This is a genomic window from Stenotrophomonas sp. STEN030 (assembly GCF_056759995.1).
Genome location: NZ_JBRREB010000018.1, coordinates 1 through 23641, shown reverse-complemented (window position 1 = coordinate 23641; position 23641 = coordinate 1). Strand labels below are relative to the sequence as shown.

25 protein-coding genes are annotated in these 23641 nt (G+C 62.6%); 19 read left to right on the top strand and 6 right to left on the bottom strand.

Annotated features, from left to right (window positions below):
• Positions 1-211: 211 nt before the first annotated feature.
• The 4 genes from dnaE (at position 212) to ACVOLR_RS08195 (ending at position 6609) form a co-directional block, all read left to right on the top strand.
• Positions 212-3802 (top strand): DNA polymerase III subunit alpha, encoded by a 3591-nt coding sequence (gene dnaE, locus ACVOLR_RS08210; RefSeq protein WP_481536011.1) that lies wholly within the window; start codon positions 212-214, stop codon positions 3800-3802.
• Positions 3803-3878: 76 nt separating this feature from the next.
• A complete protein-coding gene (locus tag ACVOLR_RS08205; protein ID WP_481536010.1) occupies positions 3879-4838 on the top strand; it encodes an acetyl-CoA carboxylase carboxyltransferase subunit alpha in 960 nt (319 codons plus the stop codon).
• A gap of 28 nt (positions 4839-4866) precedes the next feature.
• A complete protein-coding gene (locus ACVOLR_RS08200) occupies positions 4867-5622 on the top strand; it encodes a tetratricopeptide repeat protein (RefSeq protein WP_481536009.1) in 756 nt (251 codons plus the stop codon).
• 219 nt (positions 5623-5841) lie between these two features.
• The gene (locus ACVOLR_RS08195; RefSeq protein WP_481536008.1) at positions 5842-6609 is read left to right on the top strand and encodes an alpha/beta hydrolase; all 768 of its coding nucleotides are present in this window, start codon (positions 5842-5844) and stop codon (positions 6607-6609) included.
• A gap of 137 nt (positions 6610-6746) precedes the next feature.
• Here ACVOLR_RS08195 and ACVOLR_RS08190 read toward each other — a convergent pair whose 3' ends face one another.
• Positions 6747-7202, bottom strand: coding sequence for a CopD family protein (locus ACVOLR_RS08190; protein WP_481536007.1), 456 nt, complete (start codon positions 7200-7202; stop codon positions 6747-6749).
• Between the two features lie 63 nt (positions 7203-7265).
• Between ACVOLR_RS08190 and ACVOLR_RS08185 the strand changes: the two genes are divergently transcribed.
• Together ACVOLR_RS08185 and ACVOLR_RS08180 are read left to right on the top strand one after the other, a co-directional pair.
• Entirely contained in the window at positions 7266-7862 is a 597-nt protein-coding gene (locus ACVOLR_RS08185; protein WP_481536006.1) for a class I SAM-dependent DNA methyltransferase, read from the top strand.
• Between the two features lie 81 nt (positions 7863-7943).
• Complete coding sequence (locus tag ACVOLR_RS08180; RefSeq protein WP_481530885.1) at positions 7944-9257, top strand: polyhydroxyalkanoate depolymerase; 1314 nt, start codon at positions 7944-7946, stop codon at positions 9255-9257.
• Between the two features lie 228 nt (positions 9258-9485).
• Here ACVOLR_RS08180 and ACVOLR_RS08175 read toward each other — a convergent pair whose 3' ends face one another.
• The 4 genes from ACVOLR_RS08175 to ACVOLR_RS08160 form a co-directional block, all read right to left on the bottom strand.
• On the bottom strand, positions 9486-9800 hold the full coding sequence (locus ACVOLR_RS08175; protein ID WP_481530886.1) for a DMT family transporter: 315 nt from the start codon (positions 9798-9800) through the stop codon (positions 9486-9488).
• Between the two features lies 1 nt (position 9801).
• Positions 9802-10158, bottom strand: coding sequence for a DMT family transporter (locus ACVOLR_RS08170; protein ID WP_481536005.1), 357 nt, complete (start codon positions 10156-10158; stop codon positions 9802-9804).
• Positions 10159-10464: 306 nt separating this feature from the next.
• Positions 10465-11463, bottom strand: coding sequence for a sensor domain-containing protein (locus tag ACVOLR_RS08165; protein ID WP_481536004.1), 999 nt, complete (start codon positions 11461-11463; stop codon positions 10465-10467).
• On the bottom strand, positions 11463-11825 hold the full coding sequence (locus ACVOLR_RS08160; protein WP_481536003.1) for a PadR family transcriptional regulator: 363 nt from the start codon (positions 11823-11825) through the stop codon (positions 11463-11465). The genes ACVOLR_RS08165 and ACVOLR_RS08160 overlap by 1 nt, the downstream gene beginning before the upstream one ends.
• Positions 11826-11978: 153 nt before the next feature.
• Here ACVOLR_RS08160 and ACVOLR_RS08155 point away from each other — a divergent pair, with 153 nt between their 5' ends.
• The 5 genes from ACVOLR_RS08155 (at position 11979) to ACVOLR_RS08135 (ending at position 15539) form a co-directional block, all read left to right on the top strand.
• Positions 11979-12881: a peptidylprolyl isomerase gene (locus ACVOLR_RS08155; protein WP_481536002.1), complete on the top strand. Its 903-nt coding sequence runs from the start codon at positions 11979-11981 to the stop codon at positions 12879-12881.
• 164 nt (positions 12882-13045) lie between these two features.
• Positions 13046-13372, top strand: coding sequence for a metalloregulator ArsR/SmtB family transcription factor (locus ACVOLR_RS08150; RefSeq protein WP_313169299.1), 327 nt, complete (start codon positions 13046-13048; stop codon positions 13370-13372).
• 17 nt (positions 13373-13389) lie between these two features.
• Entirely contained in the window at positions 13390-14778 is a 1389-nt protein-coding gene (locus ACVOLR_RS08145) for a DUF2867 domain-containing protein (protein ID WP_481536001.1), read from the top strand.
• Between the two features lie 104 nt (positions 14779-14882).
• Positions 14883-15284: an OsmC family protein gene (locus ACVOLR_RS08140; RefSeq protein WP_481536000.1), complete on the top strand. Its 402-nt coding sequence runs from the start codon at positions 14883-14885 to the stop codon at positions 15282-15284.
• A 6-nt stretch (positions 15285-15290) separates the two neighbouring features.
• Positions 15291-15539 carry a hypothetical protein gene (locus ACVOLR_RS08135; RefSeq protein WP_481535999.1) on the top strand — a complete coding sequence of 83 codons (249 nt, stop codon included), beginning with the start codon at positions 15291-15293 and terminating at the stop codon, positions 15537-15539.
• A gap of 192 nt (positions 15540-15731) precedes the next feature.
• Here the strand turns inward: ACVOLR_RS08135 and ACVOLR_RS08130 are convergent, their stop codons facing one another.
• Complete coding sequence (locus tag ACVOLR_RS08130) at positions 15732-16523, bottom strand: DUF4349 domain-containing protein (protein ID WP_481535998.1); 792 nt, start codon at positions 16521-16523, stop codon at positions 15732-15734.
• 211 nt (positions 16524-16734) lie between these two features.
• On the opposite strand from ACVOLR_RS08130, the gene ACVOLR_RS08125 reads away from it, so the two are divergent.
• The 8 genes from ACVOLR_RS08125 (at position 16735) to ACVOLR_RS08090 (ending at position 23574) form a co-directional block, all read left to right on the top strand.
• The gene (locus ACVOLR_RS08125; RefSeq protein ID WP_481535997.1) at positions 16735-18537 is read left to right on the top strand and encodes a DUF885 domain-containing protein; all 1803 of its coding nucleotides are present in this window, start codon (positions 16735-16737) and stop codon (positions 18535-18537) included.
• A 357-nt stretch (positions 18538-18894) separates the two neighbouring features.
• On the top strand, positions 18895-19347 hold the full coding sequence (locus tag ACVOLR_RS08120) for a GNAT family N-acetyltransferase (protein ID WP_481535996.1): 453 nt from the start codon (positions 18895-18897) through the stop codon (positions 19345-19347).
• A 5-nt stretch (positions 19348-19352) separates the two neighbouring features.
• Positions 19353-19835, top strand: coding sequence for a GNAT family N-acetyltransferase (locus ACVOLR_RS08115; protein ID WP_481535995.1), 483 nt, complete (start codon positions 19353-19355; stop codon positions 19833-19835).
• Positions 19836-20388: 553 nt separating this feature from the next.
• Positions 20389-21375, top strand: coding sequence for an NAD(P)H-quinone oxidoreductase (locus tag ACVOLR_RS08110; RefSeq protein ID WP_481535994.1), 987 nt, complete (start codon positions 20389-20391; stop codon positions 21373-21375).
• 148 nt (positions 21376-21523) lie between these two features.
• Positions 21524-22105: a TMEM175 family protein gene (locus ACVOLR_RS08105; protein WP_481535993.1), complete on the top strand. Its 582-nt coding sequence runs from the start codon at positions 21524-21526 to the stop codon at positions 22103-22105.
• 142 nt (positions 22106-22247) lie between these two features.
• Entirely contained in the window at positions 22248-22703 is a 456-nt protein-coding gene (locus ACVOLR_RS08100) for an iron chaperone (protein ID WP_481535992.1), read from the top strand.
• Between the two features lie 51 nt (positions 22704-22754).
• Positions 22755-23252: a hypothetical protein gene (locus tag ACVOLR_RS08095; protein ID WP_481535991.1), complete on the top strand. Its 498-nt coding sequence runs from the start codon at positions 22755-22757 to the stop codon at positions 23250-23252.
• A gap of 22 nt (positions 23253-23274) precedes the next feature.
• The gene (locus tag ACVOLR_RS08090; protein WP_481535990.1) at positions 23275-23574 is read left to right on the top strand and encodes a hypothetical protein; all 300 of its coding nucleotides are present in this window, start codon (positions 23275-23277) and stop codon (positions 23572-23574) included.
• Positions 23575-23641 lie beyond the last annotated feature (67 nt).

Genomic DNA, 23641 nt, shown 5'->3' with positions numbered 1-23641 from the left:
AGCGACACCGGCCGGGCTCCAGCCAGAACCACCAGGATCATGCTGGAGCCCGGCGGACGGAGCCTGACGAGCATTGCCGTCAGCCCAACGCCCGTCCTGATAGTGTGCACATGCGGGCCACTGGCCCGGGCCGGCGCAGGTAGCAGGCATGTCAAGCCTTGCCCCACCCCGCCCCCGTCGCTACCCTGCACCGGCATACTTCTGGCTCCGCATGTCTACTTCTTCCCGCTTCGTCCATCTCCACGTCCACACCGAATTCTCGATGGTGGACTCCACCATCCGCGTACCCGCCAAGCCCGATCAGGCCGACCCCAAGAAGGCCAAGCAGCCCAACCTGCTGAGCCGCTCGGTCGAAATGAAAGCGCCGGCACTGGCCGTCACCGACCTGAACAACATGTTCGCGCTGGTGAAGTTCTACAAGGCTGCCGAAGGCGTAGGCATCAAGCCCATCGCCGGTGCCGACCTGCTGATCACCGAGGACGGCCAGGACCCCTGGCGCATGACCTTGTTATGCCGCGACCGCGAGGGCTACCTGAGCCTGTCAAGGCTGCTGACCCGTGCGTGGATGGAAGGCCATCGCAATGAAGGTGGCGTCGCTGTGCATCCGCAGTGGCTGAAGGACGGCTGCAAGAACCTGTTCGCGCTGGCCGGCCGCCACAGCCTGGCCGGCCGCCTGGCCAATGACGGCCGCCACGATCTGGCTGAGCAACAGCTCGCCGACTGGCAGCGCGTATTCGGCGACGGCCTGCATCTGGAGCTGACCCGTACCGGCCGCGATGGCGAAGAAGCGTTCAACCAGTTCGCGCTGCAGGCTGCCGGTCAACGCGGCCTGCCGGTGATTGCCAGCAACGATGTGCGCTTCCTGTCGCCGGATGATTTCTACGCGCATGAAGCGCGCGTCTGTATTTCCACCGGCCGCGTACTGGACGATCCCAAGCGTCCGCGTGAGTACAGCGCCGAGCAGTACCTGAAAACGCCGGAACAGATGTGCGAGCTGTTCGCCGACATCCCCGACGCGATCGACAACACGCTGGCGCTGGCCGAACGCTGCAACGTCGAGATGCGGCTGGGCACTTACTTCCTGCCCAACTACCCGGTGCCCGACGACCAGACCCTGGACAGCTGGATCCAGAAGATCTCCCGCGACGGCCTGGAAGAACGCCTGCAGGTGCATCCAATTGCTGCCGGCATGACCCGCGAGGACTACGACGCGCGGCTGGAGTTCGAGCTCAACACCATCATCAAAATGGGCTTCCCCGGCTACTTCCTGATCGTGGCCGACTTCATCCAATGGGGTAAGAACCAGGGCATTCCGATTGGCCCGGGCCGTGGTTCCGGTGCCGGCTCGCTGGTGGCATGGGCGCTGAAGATCACCGATCTGGATCCGCTGCCCTACAACCTGCTGTTCGAGCGCTTCCTCAACCCGGAACGCGTGTCGATGCCCGACTTCGACATCGACTTCTGCATGGATCGCCGCGATGAGGTGATCGACTACGTTGCGCGCAAGTACGGCCGCGAGCGCGTCAGCCAGATCATCACCTACGGCACCATGGCGGCCAAGGCGGTGGTGCGTGATACCGGCCGCGTGCTCGGCTTCCCTTACGGTCTGGTCGACGGCGTTTCCAAGCTGATCCCCAACATCCTTGGCATCCACCTCAAGGATGCGCTGGGCAAGGGCAAGGAAGGCACAAGTTCGGAAATGGCCTCGGCCGAGCTGATCCAGCGCTACGAATCCGAAGACGACGTCCGCGACCTGATCGACCTGGCATTGCAGCTGGAAGACCTGACCCGCAACGCCGGCAAGCATGCCGGCGGCGTGGTGATCGGGCCGGAGCCACTGAGCGAGTTCTGCCCGCTGTACGCCGAACATGACGATGGCGGCATCGGCAAGAACCCGGTCACCCAGTTCGACAAGAACGACGTCGAAGAAGTCGGCCTGGTGAAGTTCGACTTCCTCGGCCTGCGCACGCTGACCATCATTGATTGGGCGGTGAAGGCGATCAACAAGCGCCATGAGCGCGCCGGCATTCCGCCGGTCGATATCGCCCATATCCCGCTCGACGACGCCCCGACCTACAAGGACATCTTCGCCAACGGCAATACCGGCGCGGTGTTCCAGTTCGAATCCTCGGGCATGCGCCGCCTGCTGAAGGACGCGCGGCCCGACCGCTTCGAAGACCTGATCGCACTGGTGTCGCTGTACCGCCCCGGCCCGATGGACCTGATTCCTTCCTTCAACGCGCGTAAGCACGGCCAGGAAGAAATCATCTATCCCGATCCGCGTACCGAGGCCATCCTGAAAGACACCTACGGCATCATGGTGTATCAGGAGCAGGTGATGCAGATGGCGCAGATCGTCGGCAATTACTCGCTGGGCGGCGCCGATCTATTGCGCCGTGCGATGGGCAAGAAGGTGCCGGCGGAAATGGCCAAGCACCGCGAGATCTTCCGCGAAGGTGCGGCCACCGGCGGCGTCGATGGCCCCAAGGCCGACGAAATCTTCGACTTGATGGAGAAGTTCGCCGGCTACGGTTTCAATAAATCGCATGCTGCCGCCTATGCACTGGTCAGCTACCAGACCGCCTGGCTCAAGCGTCACTACCCGGCCGAGTTCATGGCCGCGACGCTGTCCTCGGACATGGACAACACCGACAAGGTCGTCGGCTTCCTGGCCGAGGTGAAGAACCTTGGCCTGACCGTGCTGCCGCCACGCGTCAACGACTCGGCCTATATGTTCGAGGCGGCCAACGCCGACACCATCCGTTACGGACTGGGTGCAATCAAGGGCGTTGGCCAAGGCGCTTGCGAAGCGGTAGTGGAACAACGCGAGCGCGGTGGCGAATACGCTTCGCTGCTGGATTTCTGCGCACGTGTGGAATCGGGCAAGCTCAATCGCCGCACGCTGGAAGCGATGATCAACTGCGGTGCCTTCGACGGCATCGGCAAGAACCGTGCGACGTTGGCATTGCAGCTGCCGGAGGTGATCAAAGCCACCGAGCAGATGGCACGAGAGAAGGCCTCCGGGCAGAACTCGCTGTTTGGTGCACCGGACCCGGTCAGCACCGCCAGCCAGCTCGATCTTCCCGAGAGCAAGGAATGGCCGCTGGCGCAGCTGCTCAACGGCGAACGCGAGACGCTGGGCTTCTTCCTCAGCGGCCACCCGTTCGACCCGTATGCTGATGACGTCAAGGAACTGGTCGGCACCGACCTGGGCGGCCTCGACAAACTGATTGCCCCCGCTTTCCCCTCCAAGGACGGCGAGAAGCGCGCCTGGCGCCAGGAATCCCCGGTGATCCTGGCCGGCATGGTCATTGGCGTGCGCCGCAAGGGCGACAGCCAGGTCTTCGTGACCCTGGAAGACGGCAAGGGCCGGGTCGAATGCAGCGCGTTCTCCGATGGACTGGCCGAATTCGGCCACCTGATGACCAAGGACCGCATTCTGGTGGTCAAGGGCGGCCTGCGCGAAGACGAGTTCAACGGCGGTTATGCGCTGCGCATGCGCCAGTGCTGGGACTACGAGCAACTCTGCGCCGACCACGCGCTGCGCCTGTCGATGCGCGTGGACGGCCGCGGCGGCCCGATCTGGCAACGGATCGACGCCCTGCTCGCCACCGCCCGCCCGGGCCGTACCCCCCTGCGCCTGGACCTGCTGCTCAACGGCAAGCCCGGCAGCATTGCCGGCATGCTCGACCTGGGCAGCAGCGGCTCGGTGCGGGTCACGCCCAAGTTGTTGGATGCCCTGCGTGAGGATCCGGCCGTACGCCGGGTCAAGGTCAAGTACAGCCCGCCCTGGGCCAATTGATTGTCCGGACGGACGCGTACGGGTTGATACGGCGCGTTCGGCTACACTTCCCCCCTTTCATTGCTGACGGTTTCCGATGAATCCGAACTACCTCGATTTCGAGCAACCCATCGCCGATCTGGAATCCAAGATCAAGGACCTGCGCAATGCCAGCGCTGGCCCGGCGGTCAATGTCGATGCTGAGGTCAAGGCGCTTGAAGACAAGCTGCGCCTGCGTACTGCCCAGATCTTCCGCAACCTGTCCTCGTGGCAGGTGCTGCAGGTGGCCCGCCACCCGTCACGTCCCTACCCCTTGGACTACATCCGCATCTTCTGCGACGAGTTCCAGGAACTGGCCGGCGACCGCGCCTTTGCCGACGACAAGGCCATTGTAGGCGGCCTGGCCCGTATCGGCGGCCGCTCGGTGATGCTGATCGGCCACCAGAAAGGCCGCGACACCAAAGAAAAGATCAAGCGCAACTTCGGCATGCCCAAGCCCGAGGGTTACCGCAAGGCGCTGCGCCTGATGAAGATGGCCGAGCGCTTCGGCCTGCCGGTGCTGACCCTGATCGACACCGCTGGCGCCTGGCCGGGCATCGACGCGGAAGAGCGCGGCCAGTCCGAAGCCATCGCCCGCAACCTGATGGAAATGGCTGAGCTCAAGGTACCGGTGATCTGCACCGTGATCGGCGAAGGCGGCTCCGGCGGCGCGCTGGCACTGGGCGTGGGCGACCGCACCCTGATGCTGGAGTACAGCGTCTATTCGACCATTACCCCGGAAGGCTGCGCCTCGATCCTGTGGAAGGACGCCGGCAAGGCCAAGGACGCCGCCGAGCAGCTGGGCATGACCGCCCCGCGCCTGAAGAGCCTGGGCCTGATCGACAAGATGGTCCGCGAGCCGATCGGCGGTGCCCACCGTAACCCGACCCAGATGGGCAAGCGCCTGAAAGCCGTGCTGCTCAACGAGCTGGAAGCGCTGGACAAGCTGTCGGTCGAAGAGCTGCTGGAACGTCGCTACAAGCGCCTGCGCAGCTACGGCGTCTACGAGACGGCGTAATCACGCCAATACAGCCGAGGGCACACGGATGAGTCCGATCATTCTGCTTTCGATAGTCCTGCAGGTCGCCTGCTGCGTGCACGTCGTGCGCACCGGGCGGCCGTTGTACTGGATCTTCATCCTGCTGTTCTTCTCGTACCTGGCAGTGCTGATCTACGTGATCGCCGAGGTATTGCCCGAGCTGCGCAACAGCCCGACCGCGCGTCGTGGCCTGCGCAAGGTCCGCGACCAGATCGACCCGACGCGTGGCAAGCGCCAGGCCGACCAACACCTGCGGGTATCTGACACTGCAGACAACCGCAGGCGCCTGGCCCAGGAGCACCTGGACCGCAGCGAATATGCCGAAGCGGCGACGCTGTACGAGGGTGCACTACGCGGACTGCACAGCCAGGACCCGGACCTGATGCTGGGCCTGGCCAAGGCCCAGTACGGTCTGCAGCAACCGGCGCAGGCACGCCAGACACTGGAAGCGCTGATCGCCGCCAATCCCAACTTCCGCTCGCATGACGGCCACCTGCTGTATGCCCGCACGGTGGAAGACAGCGCCGACATCCCTGCCGCCCTGCACGAGTACGAAGCCATGATCGGCGGCTACCCGGGCGAAGAAGCGCGGCTGCGCTATGCCTTGCTGCTCAAGCGCGCCGGGCGCGAGGACGACGCTGCCAGGCAACTGCAGAACATCCTCGACCGCGCCGAGACCTCGCCGCGCTATTACCAGCAGGCGCAGCGTGCGTGGATCGATGCCGCGCGCAAGGAACTAAGGCAGCTGACGCCGGCGGGCTGAGCGCAGGATCATGGCTTTTGTAGGAGCGGCGTGAGCCGCGAAGCTGACCCTGCTGAAGCCCTTGGCACCTGCGCCATCTGGTGATGTACTTGCTTCGCGGCTTACGCCGCTCCTACAAACACGGTAGCCGCCTGTTTGCTGGCACCGGATTGTGGCGACGCGCTGCGCAAATGGACTGTGTTACCTGCCTTCCCCCCATCCCCGGCGAGGCCAAGCAGCATGATCACCAGCCTGAAAATCCTGTTGATCGCCGTCAGCCTGCTCGCCAGCATGTACCTGATCGCCTGCACCCTGCTCGCCTTCAATGCCCGCAGCATGCTCTACCACCCGGCCCCACGCAGTGCCGATGTACCGCACTGGACGCTGCCTCGTGGAGACGCCGACATCATCGTCTCCAGCAACAGGCAGCACAGCACGCAGCTCGTTCTGTATTTCGGCGGCAATGCCGAAGACGTCTCGCAGGCACTGCCGATGCTGCAGCAGGCCTTTCCCGGTGCTGCCATCCACGCGATGCACTACCGCGGCTATGGCGGCAGCAGCGGCTCACCGACCGAAGCCACGCTTATTGGCGATGCGCTGGCACTGTATGACGGCACCAACAGCAACCAGGCACACGACATCATCGTGGTTGGCCGCAGCCTCGGCTCCGGCGTCGCCGTGCAAGTCGCCGCTGCAAGACCAATTCAACGTCTGGTCTTGATCACCCCTTACGACAGCATTGGCGGCTTGGCTGCACGCATGTTCCCGGCCTTCCCGGTGCGCCTGCTGCTGCGCGATCACTACGATTCATGGCGTCACGCCGCACGGATCACCGCTCCCACCACGCTGATCATCGCGGGCAGGGATGAGGTGATTCCGAATGCGAGTTCGTTGCGGCTGCTGCGGGAGTTCCAGCCCGGCGTGGCGCAGGCGGTAACCATCGCTGATGCCGATCACAACGATGTGTTTGGCTATACGCAGTTCGCGGAGGCATTGCGGGGACGGTAGCGTTTGAAGCTTACCCCTCCCCAGCCCTCCCCTTGGCTGCGCCAAAGGGAGGGGGCGGAAGCGAGCCCTCCCTGGCGCGCAGCGCAGGGGAGGGTTGGGAGGGGTGCTGTTGATCTTCGCAGCAACCCCCAAAGAACTTAAAACGGCTTCGCCAACACCAAGTACACAATCGCAATGAACAGCACCAACGGCAGCTCATTGAACCAGCGCAGCGTGCCCGAGGACGGCAATGCCTTGCCCTTGATCGTGCCTTTCAACCAGCGCCCGGTGAAGGTGAAATACACCATCAGCAAGACCACCAGTCCCAACTTGGCATGCAGCCAGCCGGCAGCGCCCGGCGCCACCATGGTCGGAAACTCCGGCAACACCTTGTAGCCCAGCCACAGCACCAGCCCAAGGATGAAGGCAAAGCCAAACATCACGTGGCCAAACCGGTACAGGCGCTTGCCCATCAACTGCAGTCGTTCCACCACCTGCGGCTGGCCCGCAGCCTCGGCGATATTGACCAGGATCCGCGGCAGATAGAACACCGACGCCATCCACGCCACCACGAACACAAGGTGGAAGGTCTTTACCCAAAAATACGACTGCATGCGCTGGCTCCATCGGCGGCGTAGGATGAGCGCCATTTTCGCCCATTCGCACAAGACACGCACATGCAGGACAAGCAGTACGACGCCGACTACTTCCAACGCTGGTACCGCCGCGACGATATCGGCGGCGCAGCGCGCCTGGCCCGCAAGGTGCAATTGGCTGTCGCCGCAGCCGAGTACTACCTGGAACGCCCTATCCGCAGCGTGCTCGACATCGGTGCCGGCGAAGGCGCCTGGCGTGCGCCGCTGCTCAAGCTGCGGCCCAAGCTGCAGTACATGGGTTTTGACAGCAGCGAGTACGCGGTGCGTCGCTATGGCCGCACCCGCAACCTGCACCTGGCCGGCTTCGGCGACTTCCAGTGGCTGCGCCCCTGCGCACCGGTCGACCTGCTGGTCTGCTCGGACGTCATGCACTACGTGCCCAGCCGCGAGCTGCGTCAGGGCCTGCCGGGCCTGGCTGAACTGTGCGGCGGGGTCGCCTTCCTGGAGCTGTTCACTGCCGAGGACGAGTTCCATGGCGACCATGACGGCTTCCAGCAGCGCCCTGCCCGCTGGTACAAGCGCCAGCTGCGCGAAGCGGGCTTCCGCGGGGTCGGCTCGCATTGCTGGCTGGGGCCGTCGTTCAGCGAAGACATCGCCGCGCTGGAAAGAGCCGACTAAAGGCCGATACCGGCTTAACTCGCGCTCTGCGATAGTGCGCTATGCTGCACAGCATCATATGACTGTACATATTGGGACGTCATGCTTTATCAACTGCATGAATTGACCCGCAACCTGCTTGCGCCCTGGGTTCACCAAGCGCAGGCAAATGCGGCGTTCTTCAATAATTCGGGCCACTGGTGGTCGTCGATGCCGGGCGCTGATCGCTTTGCGGCGATGAACGAGCTGTTCCACCGCCTCGGCAAGGATTATGAGAAGCCCGAATGGGGCATCCACGAGCTGGAGCTTGATGGCGAGATCGTGCCGATCGCCCAGCTCACCGAGGTCGAAAAGCCGTTCTGCAAGCTACTGCGCTTCAAGCGCCACAGCAATGAAACCTCCAAGGTTGAAGCCCTGCTCGCCCAGCCCATCGTGCTGGTGGTAGCGCCGCTGTCCGGCCACCACGCCACCCTGCTGCGCGACACCGTGCGTACCCTGCTGCGCGATCATCGCGTTTACGTCACCGACTGGGTCGACGCACGCATGGTGCCGGTGGAACAGGGCGAGTTCGGCCTGGACGATTACATCGAGTACGTGCAGGAATTCATCCGCCACCTCGGTGCCGACAACGTGCACGTGGTCAGCGTCTGCCAGCCGACCGTGCCGGTACTGGCTGCCGTGTCGTTGATGGCCAGCCGTGGCGAAACCACGCCGCGCTCGCTGGTGATGATGGGCGGCCCGATCGATGCGCGTTGCAGTCCGACTGCGGTCAACAATCTGGCCACCCGCAACCCGATGTCGTGGTTCGAGAACAACGTCATCCACACCATTCCGGCGCCGTATCCGGGCCAAGGCCGCCGCGTCTATCCGGGCTTCCTGCAGCACGCCGGTTTCATGTCGATGAACCCCAGTCGCCACCTGATGTCGCACTGGGATTTCTACACCGACCTGGTCAAGGGCGATCTGGACGATGCCAACGCGCATCGCCGCTTCTACGACGAGTACAACGCCGTGCTCGACATGCCGGCGCAGTTCTACCTGGACACCATCCGCGTGGTGTTCCAGGAATTCCTGCTGCCGCGTGGTGAATGGTATGTGCGTGGCGAACACGTCGACCCCTCGGCCATCCGCGACACCGCCCTGCTAAGCATCGAGGGCGAGCTGGACGATATCGCCGGCCTTGGCCAGACCGAAGCCGCGCAGGCGCTGTGCACCGGCATCCCGGCATCGCGCCGCGACCACTTCATCGTCGAGGGCGCCGGCCATTACGGCATCTTCAGCGGCCGCCGCTGGCGCGAAGTGGTGTACCCGAAGATGCGGGACTTCTTCAGCGCCCAAGCCGCGCAACCGGCGGCGAAAAAAGCCAAGAAAGCCAGCAGCAACGTAACCCCGCTACGCCGCCGCGCCCAGCGCTGAGCCTTGGCTTAAAGCCCCTCTCCCTGCGGGGTGAGAGGGGCAGCTTGCGAACCATTGGTTCGCTGCCCATCGAACGCCCTTGCGCCAGCGCAAGGGCCGGGGCGCGGAGCGGGGGTTGGGGTGAGGGCAAACCGAAGTCTGAAAAATGTAGACAACGGCAGTCGAACCGAAGCCCGAGAAAAAGAAGCACCAACACCAAGGCCCCGGCACTCCCGGGGCCTTCTGCATTCAAGAAACCGCCTTCAACCCCACAACCCCGACAACAATCACCGCCAGACTCAGCAGGCGCGCGGTGCTCCGCGACTCACCAAAAAACAGCATGTTCACCAGCACCGCAGCCGCCGTTCCCAAACCAATCCACACGGCATAAGCAATGCTCAGCTGGATATAGCGGAATGACTGGTACAGCAGCACGAACGAGGCGCCAAACCCGCCGAAAAACAAGGTCGCATTCAACAGACTCTTGTGCCCGCTGTAACGCTTCAAACCAATCACGCCTACCGTCTCCATCAAGGCAGCGGCGATCACCAGAAACCAGCCCATATCAGCCTCCCTGCCCGTTTGCGTCAGGCCCGGCGGCCGCCTTGCCATCAGCCAGTTTCAACGCGATCACGCCTGCCACCAGCACCGCCATGAACACGCCCTTGGCCAGGCTGAAGCTGCCATCGAACAAGAAGATATCCATCAACGCCGTGCCCACCGTACCAACAGCGGCAAACACCGCGTACACGGTGCCGGTAGGCAATGACTCGCAGGCCTTGGCCAGCCAATGGAAGTCCACCACGATCACCGCGATGATCGGTATCCAATGCCACCACGTGGCTGCCACATTGAAGCCATACACCCAAACCAGCTCGAACAGACAGGTCAGGGCCACGTAGAACCAGCCTTTATTGGCCATGGCGTTCTCCAAAAAAAAATCCTCCACCAGCATAACGCGAGGTAGTGCCGAGCCATGCTCGGCAGGGGCCTTACCAGCAATCCAGAATTGTAGGAGCGGCGTCAGCCGCGAAGCTGGCAGCAATGACTGGTTGGGCATTTCTGCCATCGGGCCTTCTACCAGCTTCGCGACTGACGCCGCTCCGACAAAAGGGTTTATCTGTAACGCCTCTGCCGAGCATGGCTCGGCACTACAAAAAACGAGGGCGCCATCGGCGCCCTCGTCTGCATTCCATCATCCCGTCTGCATTCCATCATCCCGTCGTGCTTACAACCGAACCAGCAGATGCTTGGCCATCGCGCCATGCAGCTTGCCGACGCCACGTGCCAGATGCAGCGTGCCGAACAGCAGCAACACGCCTACACCCACCAACACCGGCCACAACCAGAACGCATTGCCAACGTTGATGCCATCGATCCAGAGCCCAATCGGCTCGTTGGTAACCAGCGCTGCAACCGGTGCGAACACCAGCGCCAAAGACGTCGACAGCAAGGTCGTCGCCACGGTGAAGTACAGAGTGCCCAACGGCAGCATCAACACGAAATACAGCATGGTCAGCCAGGTGCGACCGTCCGAGAACATCGCACCGATGCGCTGCAGCCAACCCTGGCTGCGATCGGTATAGGTGGGACGACGCGGCATGCGCACACCCAACATGGTCTCGATGATGCGACCTTCGACCAGCGACAACACCCGCACCGAACCCAGGAACAACAACAGGATCGGAATACCGATGATCAGGATCAACAGCGATACCGACAGCGACAGACCGGTGACCACCCAGGTGAAAAAGAAGATGCCGGTGGCCAGCGACAACAGCATGTAGAACAGCGCGCCATAGGTATGTGGATCCAGCGCAACACCGAAGAAGCGTGCCAGCAAGGAGCGCTGCACCGGCGCAGCAACCGATGCGGTAGCGCCTGGCTCGACGGACGAAGCCGTGGCACCCACTGCCGCCATCGCCATTACAGGCTGCGGCCGCGCTGCTGGCCGCGGTGTACGCATGGCGCGGTTCACGGTGACCTCGGTTTCGCGATAGATCTCCGCAACTTCCTCCGGTGCGCCGTAGCTACCGGCCACACCAGCAATCACCTCGGCCTCGCTCTTGCCTGGCTGCTCGGCCAGCTCCGAGCGTAGGTACTCCTCCGCGTCGTACAGCGCGTCCTGGATCATCGCCAGATCAGCGCCACTCAAGGCAGCGCGCAACTGGTCCAGATATTCGGGAATCGTCGTCGGCAGCGGTCGCGCAATGTATTCGGTATTCATCAGTTGATTCCTTCCAGTACGGACTCGACCGAGTCCCGGGTGGCATTCCACGCTGCGATCCACTGCCGCAACGCGGCGCGGCCATCGTCGTTGATGCGGTAGTAGCGCCGCGGCGGTCCGGCCACCGATGGCTCCACGTGACTTTCCAGCAGGCCAGCGCCTTCCAGATTGCGCAGCACCGGGTACAACGCACTCTGCTTGCCGCTGAGCACCCCGTCGCCAACCCGCTCCAGCTCCTTGGCAATCAGATAGCCATATAGCGGCTCCGGCGCCTTGGCCAGCACCGCCAGCAAGGCCAGCGACACCGTGCCTGTGCTCAATTCCTTCTGGAACTTGCGCAGATATGCATCCAATTCAGTCATGGCCCTCACTCCTGCCGACTAACGTGAACTAGATACTAGTGTTTAGTTCGCTATAGTGAATATGCCGGTAGTCACCCCCACCACGGTCATGAGGCTGGCGGGCGGCGGAGGCAATCGCGCAGAATCAGGGAACACCCAACCGGAATGCGCCCGATGACGCTACGTCCCTGCCTGCTTGCCCTGGCCCTGTCGCTGTCCCCGCTGCCGCTGCTGGCGGCCGACGCCCCCGCCAAATACCGCAGCGCGCAGGAGATCATCGATGCCGCACCGGCTAGTGACTGGCACACCCCAGCAGCGGAGAACACGCTGTACATGGATCTTGAAGGCGGCCGCGTCATCATCGAGCTCGCCCCGCAGTTCGCTCCCGAGCACACCGGCAACATCCGCACGATGGCCAAGGAGCATTTCTGGGATGGGCTGAGCATCTACCGCTCGCAGGACAACTTCGTGGTGCAGTTCGGCGACGCCGAGGCCGACGATGCGGCCAAAGCCAAGTCGATGGGCAGCGCCAAGACCCACCTGCCTGCAGAGTTCCAGCGCCCGCTGGAAGGCTTGGCCTTCACCGCCCTGCCCGACCGTGATGGCTGGGCCAGCAGGACCGGTTTCGTGGGCGACTTCGCGGTGGGCAGCGATGGCAAGAATGCCTGGTTGGCGCATTGCTACGGCGCGTTGGGCGCAGGCCGCAACAACGATGAGGACAGCAGCGTCGGTGCGGAGTTGTATGTGGTCACCGGCCAATCACCACGTCAGCTGGACCGCAACATCACCCTGGTTGGGCGCGTGCTCAAGGGCATGGAACTGTTGAGCACGATCAAGCGCGGCCCCGACCCGATGGGCTTCTACGAAGACCCCGCGCAGCGCACGCAGATCAAGGCTATTACCTTGGCCAGCGAATTGCCGGAAGCACAGCGGGTAAATCTGCAGGTGTTGCGTACCGATTCGAAGACCTTCGCCGATGCGGTGGAAGCGCGGCGTAACCGCGTGGACGGCTTCTACAAGCGCGCCGCCGGCCATATCGACCTGTGCAACATCCCGCTGCCAGTGCGCATCCGGTAAACAGCATCCAGTAAAGAACATCCAATGTAGTGCCGAGCCATGCTCGGCAGAAGCTTTACCGGGAAGGCCCCTGCCGAGCATGGCTCGGCACTACAGGCACCTTGCTTGACATGCCCCGGCAATCAGGCGCTTAATGAATTAACGAATTAGTTAACTCATTATCCATGCCTGCCGATCAGATCTTCGAAGCCCTTGCCTCGCGCCCGCGCCGGGAGATCCTGGCCTATCTGTCGGCGCAGGAACTCACCGCAGGCGAGATTGGTCAGCGTTTCGAGATGAGCGCGCCGGCCATCTCGCGCCACCTGTCGGTTCTCACCGCCGCCGGGCTGGTCACCAGCGAGCGCCGCGGCCAATTCGTTTTCTACCGCCTTACCCCCGACAACATGGTCAACACTTTGAGCCGCTTCGCCTTCGAGGTCTGCCCAACGGCCGGGCCGCTGCAGCGCGAATCACGACGCAATGCCAAGACCAAGGCAAAACCCGCCAGCTGACTACAACGAGGCATCGCATGGAACGCAGTCGCACTCCCAACGAAAGCAGCTTTCCGCATGTCTCGATCAATGCCAGTGATGGCAGCCGTGCTGCGGAAGTCACACTACTGAGCCAGCTGGATGTAGGCGCCGGCGATGCGGTTGCAACAGCAGCAGGTGCACGCCAGGCCCAGCATGCGCATTTCAACGATGCGCTGGACGAGCCTTCGGCGCGGCTTTCAGCACCCAACCTGGCGGCCGGCGACAACGCCGCGCTCTACACGTTCTCGGTGGGCAGTAATGGTCACCCCTTCCATCGTCATGCTGCACCGCGTGTGTTCACCGCGATCAGCGGCAGCGGCGGCGCGCGCCTGCGTTTCATCGCCGCTGGTTCGGCCTGCGATACGTCGATGGATATCCAGCGCGCCCTGCGCCACGTCGAAATTCCCGCCGATTGCCTGTTCACGGTGCGCATGGCCGCCAACACCTGGCACCAGTTTGAGCCGCTGCGCGGCAATGGCAGGCATCCTGCCCTGTTTGCGGTTTCCTGCCACCCTGATGAAACCGCAGGCGCGTTGGATCCCACGCTGCAGGCACAGGTCATGCGCGGCGAAGCCGACCTCGCAAGCCTCACTGAACTGATGCCAGCAGCACTGCAGCAGCACACACAACAAACCGAGGTGTGGACCAGCGTACTCAGTTTCGATCCCAAGCCTCGGCAAGCCTGGGCGTGTGCGCTTCTGCGCCGGCATGCAGGGCAGTTGCGCCAACAGCTGGTGCAACTTCGTCCACGCAGCGGTACCCGTTCGCACCGGCTGCCCGCCTTGCGAGCACACAGCAACCATCATCTTCCGCCGAACTCGCTGCTGGACAAACAACTGCCGCATCACCACCATCAGGACCACGTAGAGGTGCAGATGGATCAGCGCTGGCTGGTCGGTAGCAATCCGGAACAATTGCTGGCAGCGTTGCTCGCAGCCTTCATCCAGCAACCCGCCGGCAGCGTCAGCGGACTGATGCGGCTAAGGAATCTATTGGCGCGGCCGTTGCGACTGCGCACCTCTTCATTGGGTTGCCCGGTGTCGTCGCTATTGAACGATGCGCCAACACAACGCTTCGCCCAACGTTTCCCGGTGCTGGCATCTTCCATCAGCGCCAACTCGGCGCAGGTGCTGCTCGGTGCCGATGATCGCCATCTGCAATTCCGTTCCAGCGTCGCGGTGCAGCGCGATGGCGAGCTGATCACTTTCAGCCTTTCCACCCGCGTGCAATGCCGCAACCCCTTCGGGCATCTGTACATGGCAGCGGTAGACCCGATGCATCGCCATTTCATCGCGCCGAAGATGCTGAAGACTGCGGTCAATTGCCTACTTGAGGAAGCCGCAGTTGCCCATCACGCTGGCACGGCAGCCATCGTGACGATGTGAACGACGGCATCGTTCAGGCAATGGGACGATGCAGGCAATAAACGGTGACTACCGGAGCTGCCTGTATCGCAGTAGTTTGGCGATTCGTTCCGAAGGAGGCTGCCATGGCCCACGTCACCATTGAATCAACTGCAAGCAACTACGCCCATCACATCAGCAACGGCGTTCACAGTCTGGTTGCCGATGAGCCAGCCCGGTTGGGCGGGCAGGACGCGGGCATGGCGCCATTCGATCTGTATCTGGCATCGCTGGCAGCCTGCACCGCGATTACCTTGCGGATGTATGCAGAGAAAAAAGGTTGGGAGCTGGGTGAGTTCAACGCCGATCTCACCTCCAGCCGCGATGAAGCCGGTAAGCTGCAGGTGCACCGCATTCTTTCCGCTACCGGCGCGTTGACTGGCGAACAATGGGAACGACTACTGGACGTAGCTACCCGCACACCGGTCACAAAAGTGATGGGGGAAGGTGCAACCATCACCAGCGAACACCGCGCCCTGAAGAGTTGAGACGCCATGTTTACGATTGTTGTGATCTGGGATGCAGACAACGCTGAAGTGACGCAGTGGGATGAGACCCCATGGGTCACTACTTTCAAGGATCGCGAAGTGTCTTTGCGGGCTGGGCCGCGCGAACGGGTGGATGCCAATGGCGTCAGCGGCCAGGTGGCGGTCTATCTGCCCGATGAGTTCAACGAGGAAGAGTTCCAGGAACTGTTTGCCGCGCATGAGAAGCGCATTCCAGAGCTGCATCTGCACGGTTGATGCTTGATACAAGATTGTGGGAGCGGCGTGAGCCGCGAAGCTGGCGACGTTTCAGATCGTCAGCTTCGCGACTGACCTCGCTCCCACAAAATCCATCGGATACTGTTCCTTGGGCGTATCTGTAAGCCGCGAAGCTGGTGTCTTTTCAGAGCATCGGCTTCGCGGCTTACGCCGCTCCCACAAAGCCGAGGATTACTTCTTCTTGCGGCGGCGCCACCATAGGCGCAACAGCCATGCGAGGAAGCCACCAATCAGAATCACCGGCAGCAGGCCAGCAGCAATTCGGATCACATAGGCCAGGCTGGTGGTGAAGATCTCACCGAAGTCACCGAATGCCTGCCCGATCTCGCTGCGATTGCGCTGACTGTTGGTCGATTCGATATTGATGGTAACCAGCTGCGTGTCGATGCGGCGGTGTTGCTGCGCCGAATCACGATTGGCCTGCTGCAGACCGGCTTCGATCTCCGACAGGCGCTGCGAAATGGTCAGCAGGTCCGCCACCGCCAGATCCTTGCGCTGCTGATACTCGACCAGCCGCTCGTGCTCGGCCTTCAAACGGTCCTGCATCAACTGGGTGTCGGCCACCTGCTGGGCCAGATCCTCGGCCTCGGTATTGCGGGTGGTCACCTCGCCCTTGTCGCTGGCCAGCGCGATCAGCGGCTCCACGCCCTTGGGGGCGACGCGCACCTTGATCGAACCGCGCGGCGTATCACCGCCCTGCTGGGACACGTTGAGCACCGCGCAGTCGCCGAACTTGGCGCCCTGGCAGGCATCGGATACAGCCTTCACCCTTGGTGCTATGTCCTTGCCCGGCAACTGCAGCTGCACCGTGTGCTCGTAGGCCAGGAATGCGCCTTCCGGGGATTGCACCGCATCGGCGGCACTGGCCGCGCTATCGGCCGACATCTCATGCTTGGCGCAACCGCCCAGCGCAAGCAGCGCGCCCAGTGCCAAGGCCAAGGTACTTCCGTGCAATTGCTTCATGCTTCCATGTTCCAGGTGGTTTCGTGGCGGCAGCATAGCGATATAGCTGAATACGAAGGCTAAAAATTTGTGCACGGCGAGGTAGCCGGGTGAGCGCAGTCGCCGTCTGCGCCGAACCGCCCGTTTTGGCAAGCCGCCACCAACCAACGGCATGTGCGCCGCTTGCCCAGTCCGCCTATGCTCGGGGATTCCCTCAGTAACAGGATCACCGATGCGCAAGCACCTGCTCGCCGCCGCCCTGCTCGCCAGCCTCGCCGGCTGCCAGAGCGGCGACGCCCCGACCGCTCCGTCCGCCACCACCGAGCAGGCTGGGCAGGCCCAGGCCGACGCCCAGTTCGCCGAGCTCTCGAAGAAGGCACTGGACACCTGGATGCAGCTGTCGCCGGTCAGTGCCACCCAGATCGGTGATCACCGCTACGACAGCCAGCTCGATGACCTCAGCGCCGCCGGCCAGCAGAAGAGCCTGGACGCCAGCAAGGCCCTGCTCGCCGAGCTGGACAAGCTCGACGTCAGCAAGCTCGGCCGCGAAAACCAGGTGGATGCCGCCATCCTGCGCAACCAGCTGCAGTCGGACATCTGGTCCAACGAGACCATGCAGGCGTGGAAGTGGGACCCGCAGGTCTATAACGGCCTGGCCGGCAGCGCCATCTACGGTCTGATGGCACGCGAGTTCGCGCCGCTGCCGGAGCGCCTGAAGTCGGCTACCGCACGCATCGAACTGATCCCGCAGATCTTCGCCGCCGCCCGCGCCAATCTGGACCCGGCACGCGTGCCGAAGATCCACGCCGAAACCGTCGCCAAGCAGAACCGCGGCATCCTCAGCCTGGTTGAAACCTTCATCGTGCCCAACATCGGCCAGCTCGAAGCCGCCGACCAGGAGCGCCTGAAGGCCGCCATCGCCACGCTGACCAGCGCTGTCGAAGAACAGCAGACCTGGCTCGACAAGACCCTGGTGCCGAATGCCAAGGGCGAGTTCCGCATCGGTGCGGAGAAGTACGACCAGAAGCTGAAGTTCTCGCTCAACTCCTCGCTGTCGCGCGCCGAGATCGGCGAGCGTGCCCGCGCCGAGCTGACCCGCGTGCGCAAGGACATGTACGGCATCGCCCAGGTGGTGTTGAAGGACAAGCCGGGCGCACCGGAAATGCCGGCCAACCCGACCGATGACCAGCAGCAGAAGGCTATCGAAGCTGCGCTGGAACTGGCCTATGCCGACAAGCCGGCCCGCGACAAGGTCGTGGACGACGCCAAGGCTGCGCTGGACCAGTCCACCGAATTCGTGCGCAAGCATGACCTGATGACCCTGCCCGACGCACCGGTCGACATCATCCTGATGCCGGAGTTCCAGCGTGGCGTGGCCGTGGCCTATTGCGACTCGCCGGGCCCGTTGGACAAGAACCTGAAGACCTTCTACGCGGTCTCGCCGATTCCGGACGATTGGAACGACAAGCAGGTCGACTCCTTCCTGCGCGAATACAACAGCCGCATGATCCACCTGCTGTCCATCCACGAAGGCACGCCGGGCCACTACCTGGAAGGCTGGCACTCGGGCAAGTTCCCGTCGACGCTGCGCGCGGTGCTGCGTTCGGGCCTGTTTGCAGAAGGCTGGGCGGTCTACACCGAGCGCATGATGCAGGAACAGGGCTACCTGGATAACGACCCGCTGTTCCACCTGGTGCAGCTGAAGTTCTACCTGCGCACCATTGCCAATGCCATCCTCGACCAGGGTGTGCACGTGGACAACTGGAGCCGTGAGCAGGCCATGCAGCTGATGACCCACGACGCCTTCCAGCAGGAAAGCGAAGCCTCGGGCAAGTGGGTGCGCGCGCAGCTCACCTCCGCGCAGCTGCCGACCTACTTCGTCGGCGCACAGGAGCACTTCGACACCCGCAAGGCCGTGCAGGAAAAGCAAGGTGCCAACTTCAACCTGAAGGCCTACCACGACCAGATGCTGTCCTACGGCGCGCCGCCGGTACGCTTCGCACGCCAGCTGATGCTGGAACAGCCGATCGAGTAAGTCCGGCTGGTTTGTCTACTGAAAAGCCCGGGCAGTGCCCGGGCTTTTTTTGTGCATTTCTTCCATCACGCACCAACCGCATGCCCGGCTTTGTTTGTAGGAGCGGCGTAAGCCGCGAAGCAGGCACATCATCAGACTGCACAGATACGCATGGCTCAAGCAATGTCAGCTTCGCGGCTTACGCCGCTCCCACAAGCCGGCACGCCGCCCATTCTTTTTTGCCTTTCTTCCACAGTCATGGCTTTGGCGATCACTGGTCACGATTTGCCAAGTTTTCACCCACACGATAAAACGATAGTTGGCAGGAATGCTGGACGCACGCCGATACGCAACACCCCGCATCGACCAAGAAACGAGATGACCACGGACAACTACAACATCAGCTACGCCACGCCCTCGGTCGAAATATATCGACACCTCCGCCAAGCTGCCGGCCTTAGCCCAAAGACACTGGAAGCAGCGAGCCGCGGCCTACCCAATTCGCTGTTCGCCGTGCAGGTCATCCATGAAGGCGAAACCGTGGCGATGGGTCGGGTAATCGGTGATGGAGGCACCTTCTATCAGGTGGTGGACATCGCGGTACTGCCTGCACATCAAGGCCGCGGCCTGGGCAAAAAAATCATGGGAGAGATCCAAGCCTATCTGCAGCGCGAAGTTCCCGCCTCCGGCTATGTAAGCCTATTGGCCGACGGCGAGGCGTATCGGCTCTATCAGCAGTTCGGTTTCTCGCTGACCGCACCGGCGACTGTCGGCATGGCGTTGAAGAAGGCAGAAGGCCCGTCTCAGCCGTCTCGCGAGCAGAGCCTGTGAGCGCAATGCTGACCGTACGCCCACTCAGCCCTACCGACCTGCACGCCGCCAATACAGTGTGCATCAGCGCGTTCATGGCCTCGGTGGCCCCTACCCTGGCCGAGGAAGGCATCAACACGTTCCTCGCAATTGCAGCAACCGAAGCGTTTGCTGCACGCATGGCGCAGGACAACCTGATCCTGATCGCCGAACGCGGCGAACAGGCGGCCGGCCTTATCGAGCTGAAGCAAGGTCGGCACCTGGCCATGCTGTTCGTGGCCCCCGACCAGCAGCGGCAGGGCGTTGGTCGGCAGCTGCTGGCCGCTGTTCTTCCGCATGTCCGTGGCGAACTGCTGACAGTGAGTGCGGCATTGCCTTCGGTAAGCGCCTATCTGGACTACGGCTTCGAATGCTGCGGTGACATCGGCCAATCCGCAGGCCTGACCTACCAACCCATGCAATTGCATCTGCCCCCGCCGTCACTCGCATCTGCAGCAACCATGTCCTGACCCGGACGGAGGCATGCACAACATGATGCGCTCACGAGAGGACAACCTTGAGCTTACCCATGCCGTGCTCGACTTGAACCGCCGGCACCTCAACGCAGCATAGGTGCTGGACGGGGCCATCATCGGTGAGTGCGTCGCCGAGCATTTTGTAATTGAGTCCAACGGACGCGTGGCGACAACCATGGAAAAGTCAGCCTCTGGCACGAAGCCTACGCCCCCCTGCCATCGCACTGGATTAAACACCAAAGCGACATTGAAACCACGCAGCTGCGAGCTGGAAAAGGCACCACGGCGTTGGCAGACAACCGGCAACCGGCAACCGGCAACCGTAACAAACGCTGCCAACGCCAAGTTTCCGTGACACTCAGGCTTTCAAACCGATAATCGGCCCGTTCGATGGCGGATCAGTTGTCAGCCAGGTCACACATAACCCCGCATGGCACACAAAATCATATGCAAATTGATGCCTGAAACAAGACACGAGCGCTATCGTCGAGCAGGTCGAACACTCCGACGCGCGCACCAAAGCTACTCAATGATGATTCCCCGGAAGATGCAACTGATCCAGGTTTCGGATGCAGGTGATGCCAACAGCCTGCAGCTGGCAACCGGTCCTACGCCCAAGCCGCGCGCAGGCGACGTACTGATACGCGTCGCCGCTGCAGGCATCAATCGTCCCGATCTTTTGCAGCGACGCGGCCTGTATCCGCAACCAGCCGATGCTTCGGAGATTCTCGGGCTTGAGGTTGCCGGCACCGTGGTCAAAACCGCCGCCGACGTGCAGTCGCCGCGCGTTGGCGATCGCGTCTGCGCACTCCTGGCAGGCGGCGGCTACGCAGAATACGCAACCGCACCGGCGCTGCAATGCCTGCCCATTCCTGCGCGCCTGTCCATGCTGGAAGCCTGTGCATTGCCGGAAACTTTCTTCACTGTATGGTCCAACCTGTTCATGCCCGGCAACCTGGCAGCGGACGAGAGCATCCTCATCCATGGCGGCAGCAGTGGCATCGGCACCACCGCCATTACACTTGCACATGCCTTTGGCGCACGCGTCATCGTCACCGCCGGCAGCGACGAAAATTGCAATGCCTGCCTGCGACTGGGCGCGGACCATGCAATCAACTACAACACCAAGGACTTCGTCAGCGAGGTCCGCAGCATCCAACAAGGCGGTGGTGTGGACGTGGTGCTGGATATCGTCGGCGGCGACTACTTCGCCAGGAATCTGGAGCTGTTGAACCTGCGCGGACGCATCATCCAGATCGGTGTACAGCAGGGATCCGAAGTGACACTCCCATTACGCACCCTGATGCAGAAGCGCGCCTCGGTCAGCGGCTCGACACTGCGTCCGCGCAGCATCGCCGAGAAGGCCATCATCGCTCAGCAACTGCGGCAACAGGTATGGCCCTTGATAGAGTCGGGCAGGATCCGCCCGCCCTTGATCGACAAGGTGTTCCAGCTGGACAAGGCCGCACAGGCACATGCGTGGATGGAGCGCGGCGAGCACATCGGCAAGATCGTGCTGCAGGTGGCGCACTGAGACGACAACGAAGCATCCGGCATAGGGACTGACCGAGGCTATCCCTTCGCTTTCCAACCTTGCTACAGCCCCCTCGAACACACTGCCACCACGCTCCCGCATGCTAGGTTCCCGCCAAACCACAGGCGCAAACCGCCAGGAGCTGACAATGGGCAAGGGCCGGCTTGAAGCCTTCAGCGACGGCGTACTGGCCATCATCATCACCATCATGGTGCTGGAGATGCGACCACCGGAGGGCGCCTCGCTGGACGCATTACGGCCGCTGCTGACCACCTTGCTCAGCTACCTGCTGAGTTTCGTCTACATCGGCATCTACTGGAACAACCACCATCACCTGCTGCAGGCCTGCCAGAAGGTGACCGGCAGCGTACTGTGGGCAAACCTGCATCTGTTGTTCTGGCTGTCGCTGCTGCCGTTCGCCACCCATTGGATGGACGACTTCAACAACCAGCCACTGCCCACTGCACTGTACGGTTGCATCCTGCTGGCCGCAGCCATCGCTTACTGGATCCTGCAACGACGTATCGTCGCTGCTGACGGCGAGAACTCACGCCTGCGGCATGCGCTGGGCAACGACTGGAAGGGCAAGTTGTCGCCACTGCTCTACATAAGCGGTGTCGTCCTGAGTTTCGTCAACGCCCATCTTGCACAGCTGCTATACGCAGCCGCTGCCCTGCTCTGGCTGATCCCCGACCGGCGTATTGAACGCGAGCTCGGCCAAGCCGACTGAGCTGCCAGCGAGTGGAAAGGCTCGCTTCGCCTGCCGATACCACCTGCTTCATGGCGGATTTCCCATCTGCACCCGCGCTTTACATTTGCGCGCGTCGCTTGGGTTAAAAAGCCCTGCCCACCCATCCTTTGCAGGAGTTTCGATGGCCGCTTCCAAATCCAGCGGGTTTACCGCCGAAGAACAGGCCGCGATGAAAGAACGCGCGCGCGAGCTGAAGGCCGAAGCCAAGGCTGGCAAGCTGAAAGCCGATGGCGAAGCCGAACTGCTGGCCAAGATCGCCGAGATGCCGGCCGCGGAACAGCAGATGGCCCAGCGCCTGCATGCCATCGTCAGCACCACTGCCCCCTCGCTCAGCCCCAAGACCTGGTACGGCATGCCGGCCTATGCGCGTGATGGCAAGGTGGTGGTGTTCTTCCAGGGGGCAAGCAAGTTTGGTGCACGCTATTCCACGTTGGGCTTCAACGATACCGCAGCACTGGATGACGGGCCGATGTGGGCCACCTCCTACGCACTGGCCGAGATCACGCCCGAAGTGGAAAAAAAAATCACCGCCCTGATCAAAAAGGCAATGCGCAGCCGCGGCAACAGCCTGCAGTAGTTCCATCCACTATTTGCAGCTATGGTTAGCGGCCCTGCAATGATCAAGCACATGTCTTTCTGGACCTGGTTGTTCCCGCGTACCGCTATCGTCTTCGCCAGCCCACTCTCGCCCGAACAGGCAGCCCAGGCATTACATACAGCCACGGCACGCGGCAACTTCACCGCCAGTGGCAGCGTTGCCGGATCGGTACGCAAGGGGCGCGTGCACCTCTATCACCGCACCCTGATGCGCAACTCTTTCAAACCCCATTTTCGCGGTCATCTGCACGCCACCGCGCAGGGCAGCGAGCTGCACGGCCGTTTCGCGCTGCCCGGTCTGGTCCAGGTCTTCATGGTGTTCTGGCTTGGTTTCTGCGTGCTGTGGAGCGCGTTGACCGCTTTCCAGGTAGGCAAGCTCGACCTACTCCTGCTGCCTGCAGCGATACCTGGTGTGCTGATGCTCGGCTTCGGCATCGGTCTAGTACAGCTTGGCCAGCATCTGGCCAATGATGACCCGGCAACGCTGTCACGGGTGATAAGGAAGGCGTTACAGTCTCCCTCGGTCTGACGCCAACTGCGAGAGCCCCTGCTTGTCCAATCACAACGACACCGCGCTGGAACTGCAGAAGCTGCAATTTGAAGTAATGCAGCAACTGGAGGCGATTGCCGACGACATCGATGCCGGGCGGCTCGGCGCCGATGAGGGCTCGGCCAAGGCCAAAGCCATCATCGCCGCCAGCGAACAGCAGCGCGTGGCCATGTTCAACGCCGCGATCAGTGCGAACCAGCGCCAGCGTCGCCGCGGCTGGTTGCTTGCCTTGGCGGTGGTCGTCGCCATCGCGGCGTTGGTAGCCGGTCTGCTGCTGGCGCGTGTCAGCACGAGCATCTAGCCCTGTAGTGCCGAGCCATGCTCGGCAGGGGCGTTACCGGGAAGGCCTCTGCCGAGCATGGCTCGGC

Excerpts from the sequence above, each read along its gene's own strand:
- dnaE (WP_481536011.1), top strand. The coding sequence starts at position 212 with ATGTCTACTTCTTCCCGCTTCGTCCATCTCCACGTCCACACCGAATTC.
- ACVOLR_RS08205 (WP_481536010.1), top strand. The coding sequence starts at position 3,879 with ATGAATCCGAACTACCTCGATTTCGAGCAACCCATCGCCGATCTGGAA.
- ACVOLR_RS08200 (WP_481536009.1), top strand. The coding sequence starts at position 4,867 with ATGAGTCCGATCATTCTGCTTTCGATAGTCCTGCAGGTCGCCTGCTGC.
- ACVOLR_RS08195 (WP_481536008.1), top strand. The coding sequence starts at position 5,842 with ATGATCACCAGCCTGAAAATCCTGTTGATCGCCGTCAGCCTGCTCGCC.
- ACVOLR_RS08190 (WP_481536007.1), bottom strand. The coding sequence starts at position 7,202 with ATGCAGTCGTATTTTTGGGTAAAGACCTTCCACCTTGTGTTCGTGGTG.
- ACVOLR_RS08185 (WP_481536006.1), top strand. The coding sequence starts at position 7,266 with ATGCAGGACAAGCAGTACGACGCCGACTACTTCCAACGCTGGTACCGC.
- ACVOLR_RS08180 (WP_481530885.1), top strand. The coding sequence starts at position 7,944 with ATGCTTTATCAACTGCATGAATTGACCCGCAACCTGCTTGCGCCCTGG.
- ACVOLR_RS08175 (WP_481530886.1), bottom strand. The coding sequence starts at position 9,800 with ATGGGCTGGTTTCTGGTGATCGCCGCTGCCTTGATGGAGACGGTAGGC.
- ACVOLR_RS08170 (WP_481536005.1), bottom strand. The coding sequence starts at position 10,158 with ATGGCCAATAAAGGCTGGTTCTACGTGGCCCTGACCTGTCTGTTCGAG.
- ACVOLR_RS08165 (WP_481536004.1), bottom strand. The coding sequence starts at position 11,463 with ATGAATACCGAATACATTGCGCGACCGCTGCCGACGACGATTCCCGAA.
- ACVOLR_RS08160 (WP_481536003.1), bottom strand. The coding sequence starts at position 11,825 with ATGACTGAATTGGATGCATATCTGCGCAAGTTCCAGAAGGAATTGAGC.
- ACVOLR_RS08155 (WP_481536002.1), top strand. The coding sequence starts at position 11,979 with ATGACGCTACGTCCCTGCCTGCTTGCCCTGGCCCTGTCGCTGTCCCCG.
- ACVOLR_RS08150 (WP_313169299.1), top strand. The coding sequence starts at position 13,046 with ATGCCTGCCGATCAGATCTTCGAAGCCCTTGCCTCGCGCCCGCGCCGG.
- ACVOLR_RS08145 (WP_481536001.1), top strand. The coding sequence starts at position 13,390 with ATGGAACGCAGTCGCACTCCCAACGAAAGCAGCTTTCCGCATGTCTCG.
- ACVOLR_RS08140 (WP_481536000.1), top strand. The coding sequence starts at position 14,883 with ATGGCCCACGTCACCATTGAATCAACTGCAAGCAACTACGCCCATCAC.
- ACVOLR_RS08135 (WP_481535999.1), top strand. The coding sequence starts at position 15,291 with ATGTTTACGATTGTTGTGATCTGGGATGCAGACAACGCTGAAGTGACG.
- ACVOLR_RS08130 (WP_481535998.1), bottom strand. The coding sequence starts at position 16,523 with ATGAAGCAATTGCACGGAAGTACCTTGGCCTTGGCACTGGGCGCGCTG.
- ACVOLR_RS08125 (WP_481535997.1), top strand. The coding sequence starts at position 16,735 with ATGCGCAAGCACCTGCTCGCCGCCGCCCTGCTCGCCAGCCTCGCCGGC.
- ACVOLR_RS08120 (WP_481535996.1), top strand. The coding sequence starts at position 18,895 with ATGACCACGGACAACTACAACATCAGCTACGCCACGCCCTCGGTCGAA.
- ACVOLR_RS08115 (WP_481535995.1), top strand. The coding sequence starts at position 19,353 with ATGCTGACCGTACGCCCACTCAGCCCTACCGACCTGCACGCCGCCAAT.
- ACVOLR_RS08110 (WP_481535994.1), top strand. The coding sequence starts at position 20,389 with ATGCAACTGATCCAGGTTTCGGATGCAGGTGATGCCAACAGCCTGCAG.
- ACVOLR_RS08105 (WP_481535993.1), top strand. The coding sequence starts at position 21,524 with ATGGGCAAGGGCCGGCTTGAAGCCTTCAGCGACGGCGTACTGGCCATC.
- ACVOLR_RS08100 (WP_481535992.1), top strand. The coding sequence starts at position 22,248 with ATGGCCGCTTCCAAATCCAGCGGGTTTACCGCCGAAGAACAGGCCGCG.
- ACVOLR_RS08095 (WP_481535991.1), top strand. The coding sequence starts at position 22,755 with ATGTCTTTCTGGACCTGGTTGTTCCCGCGTACCGCTATCGTCTTCGCC.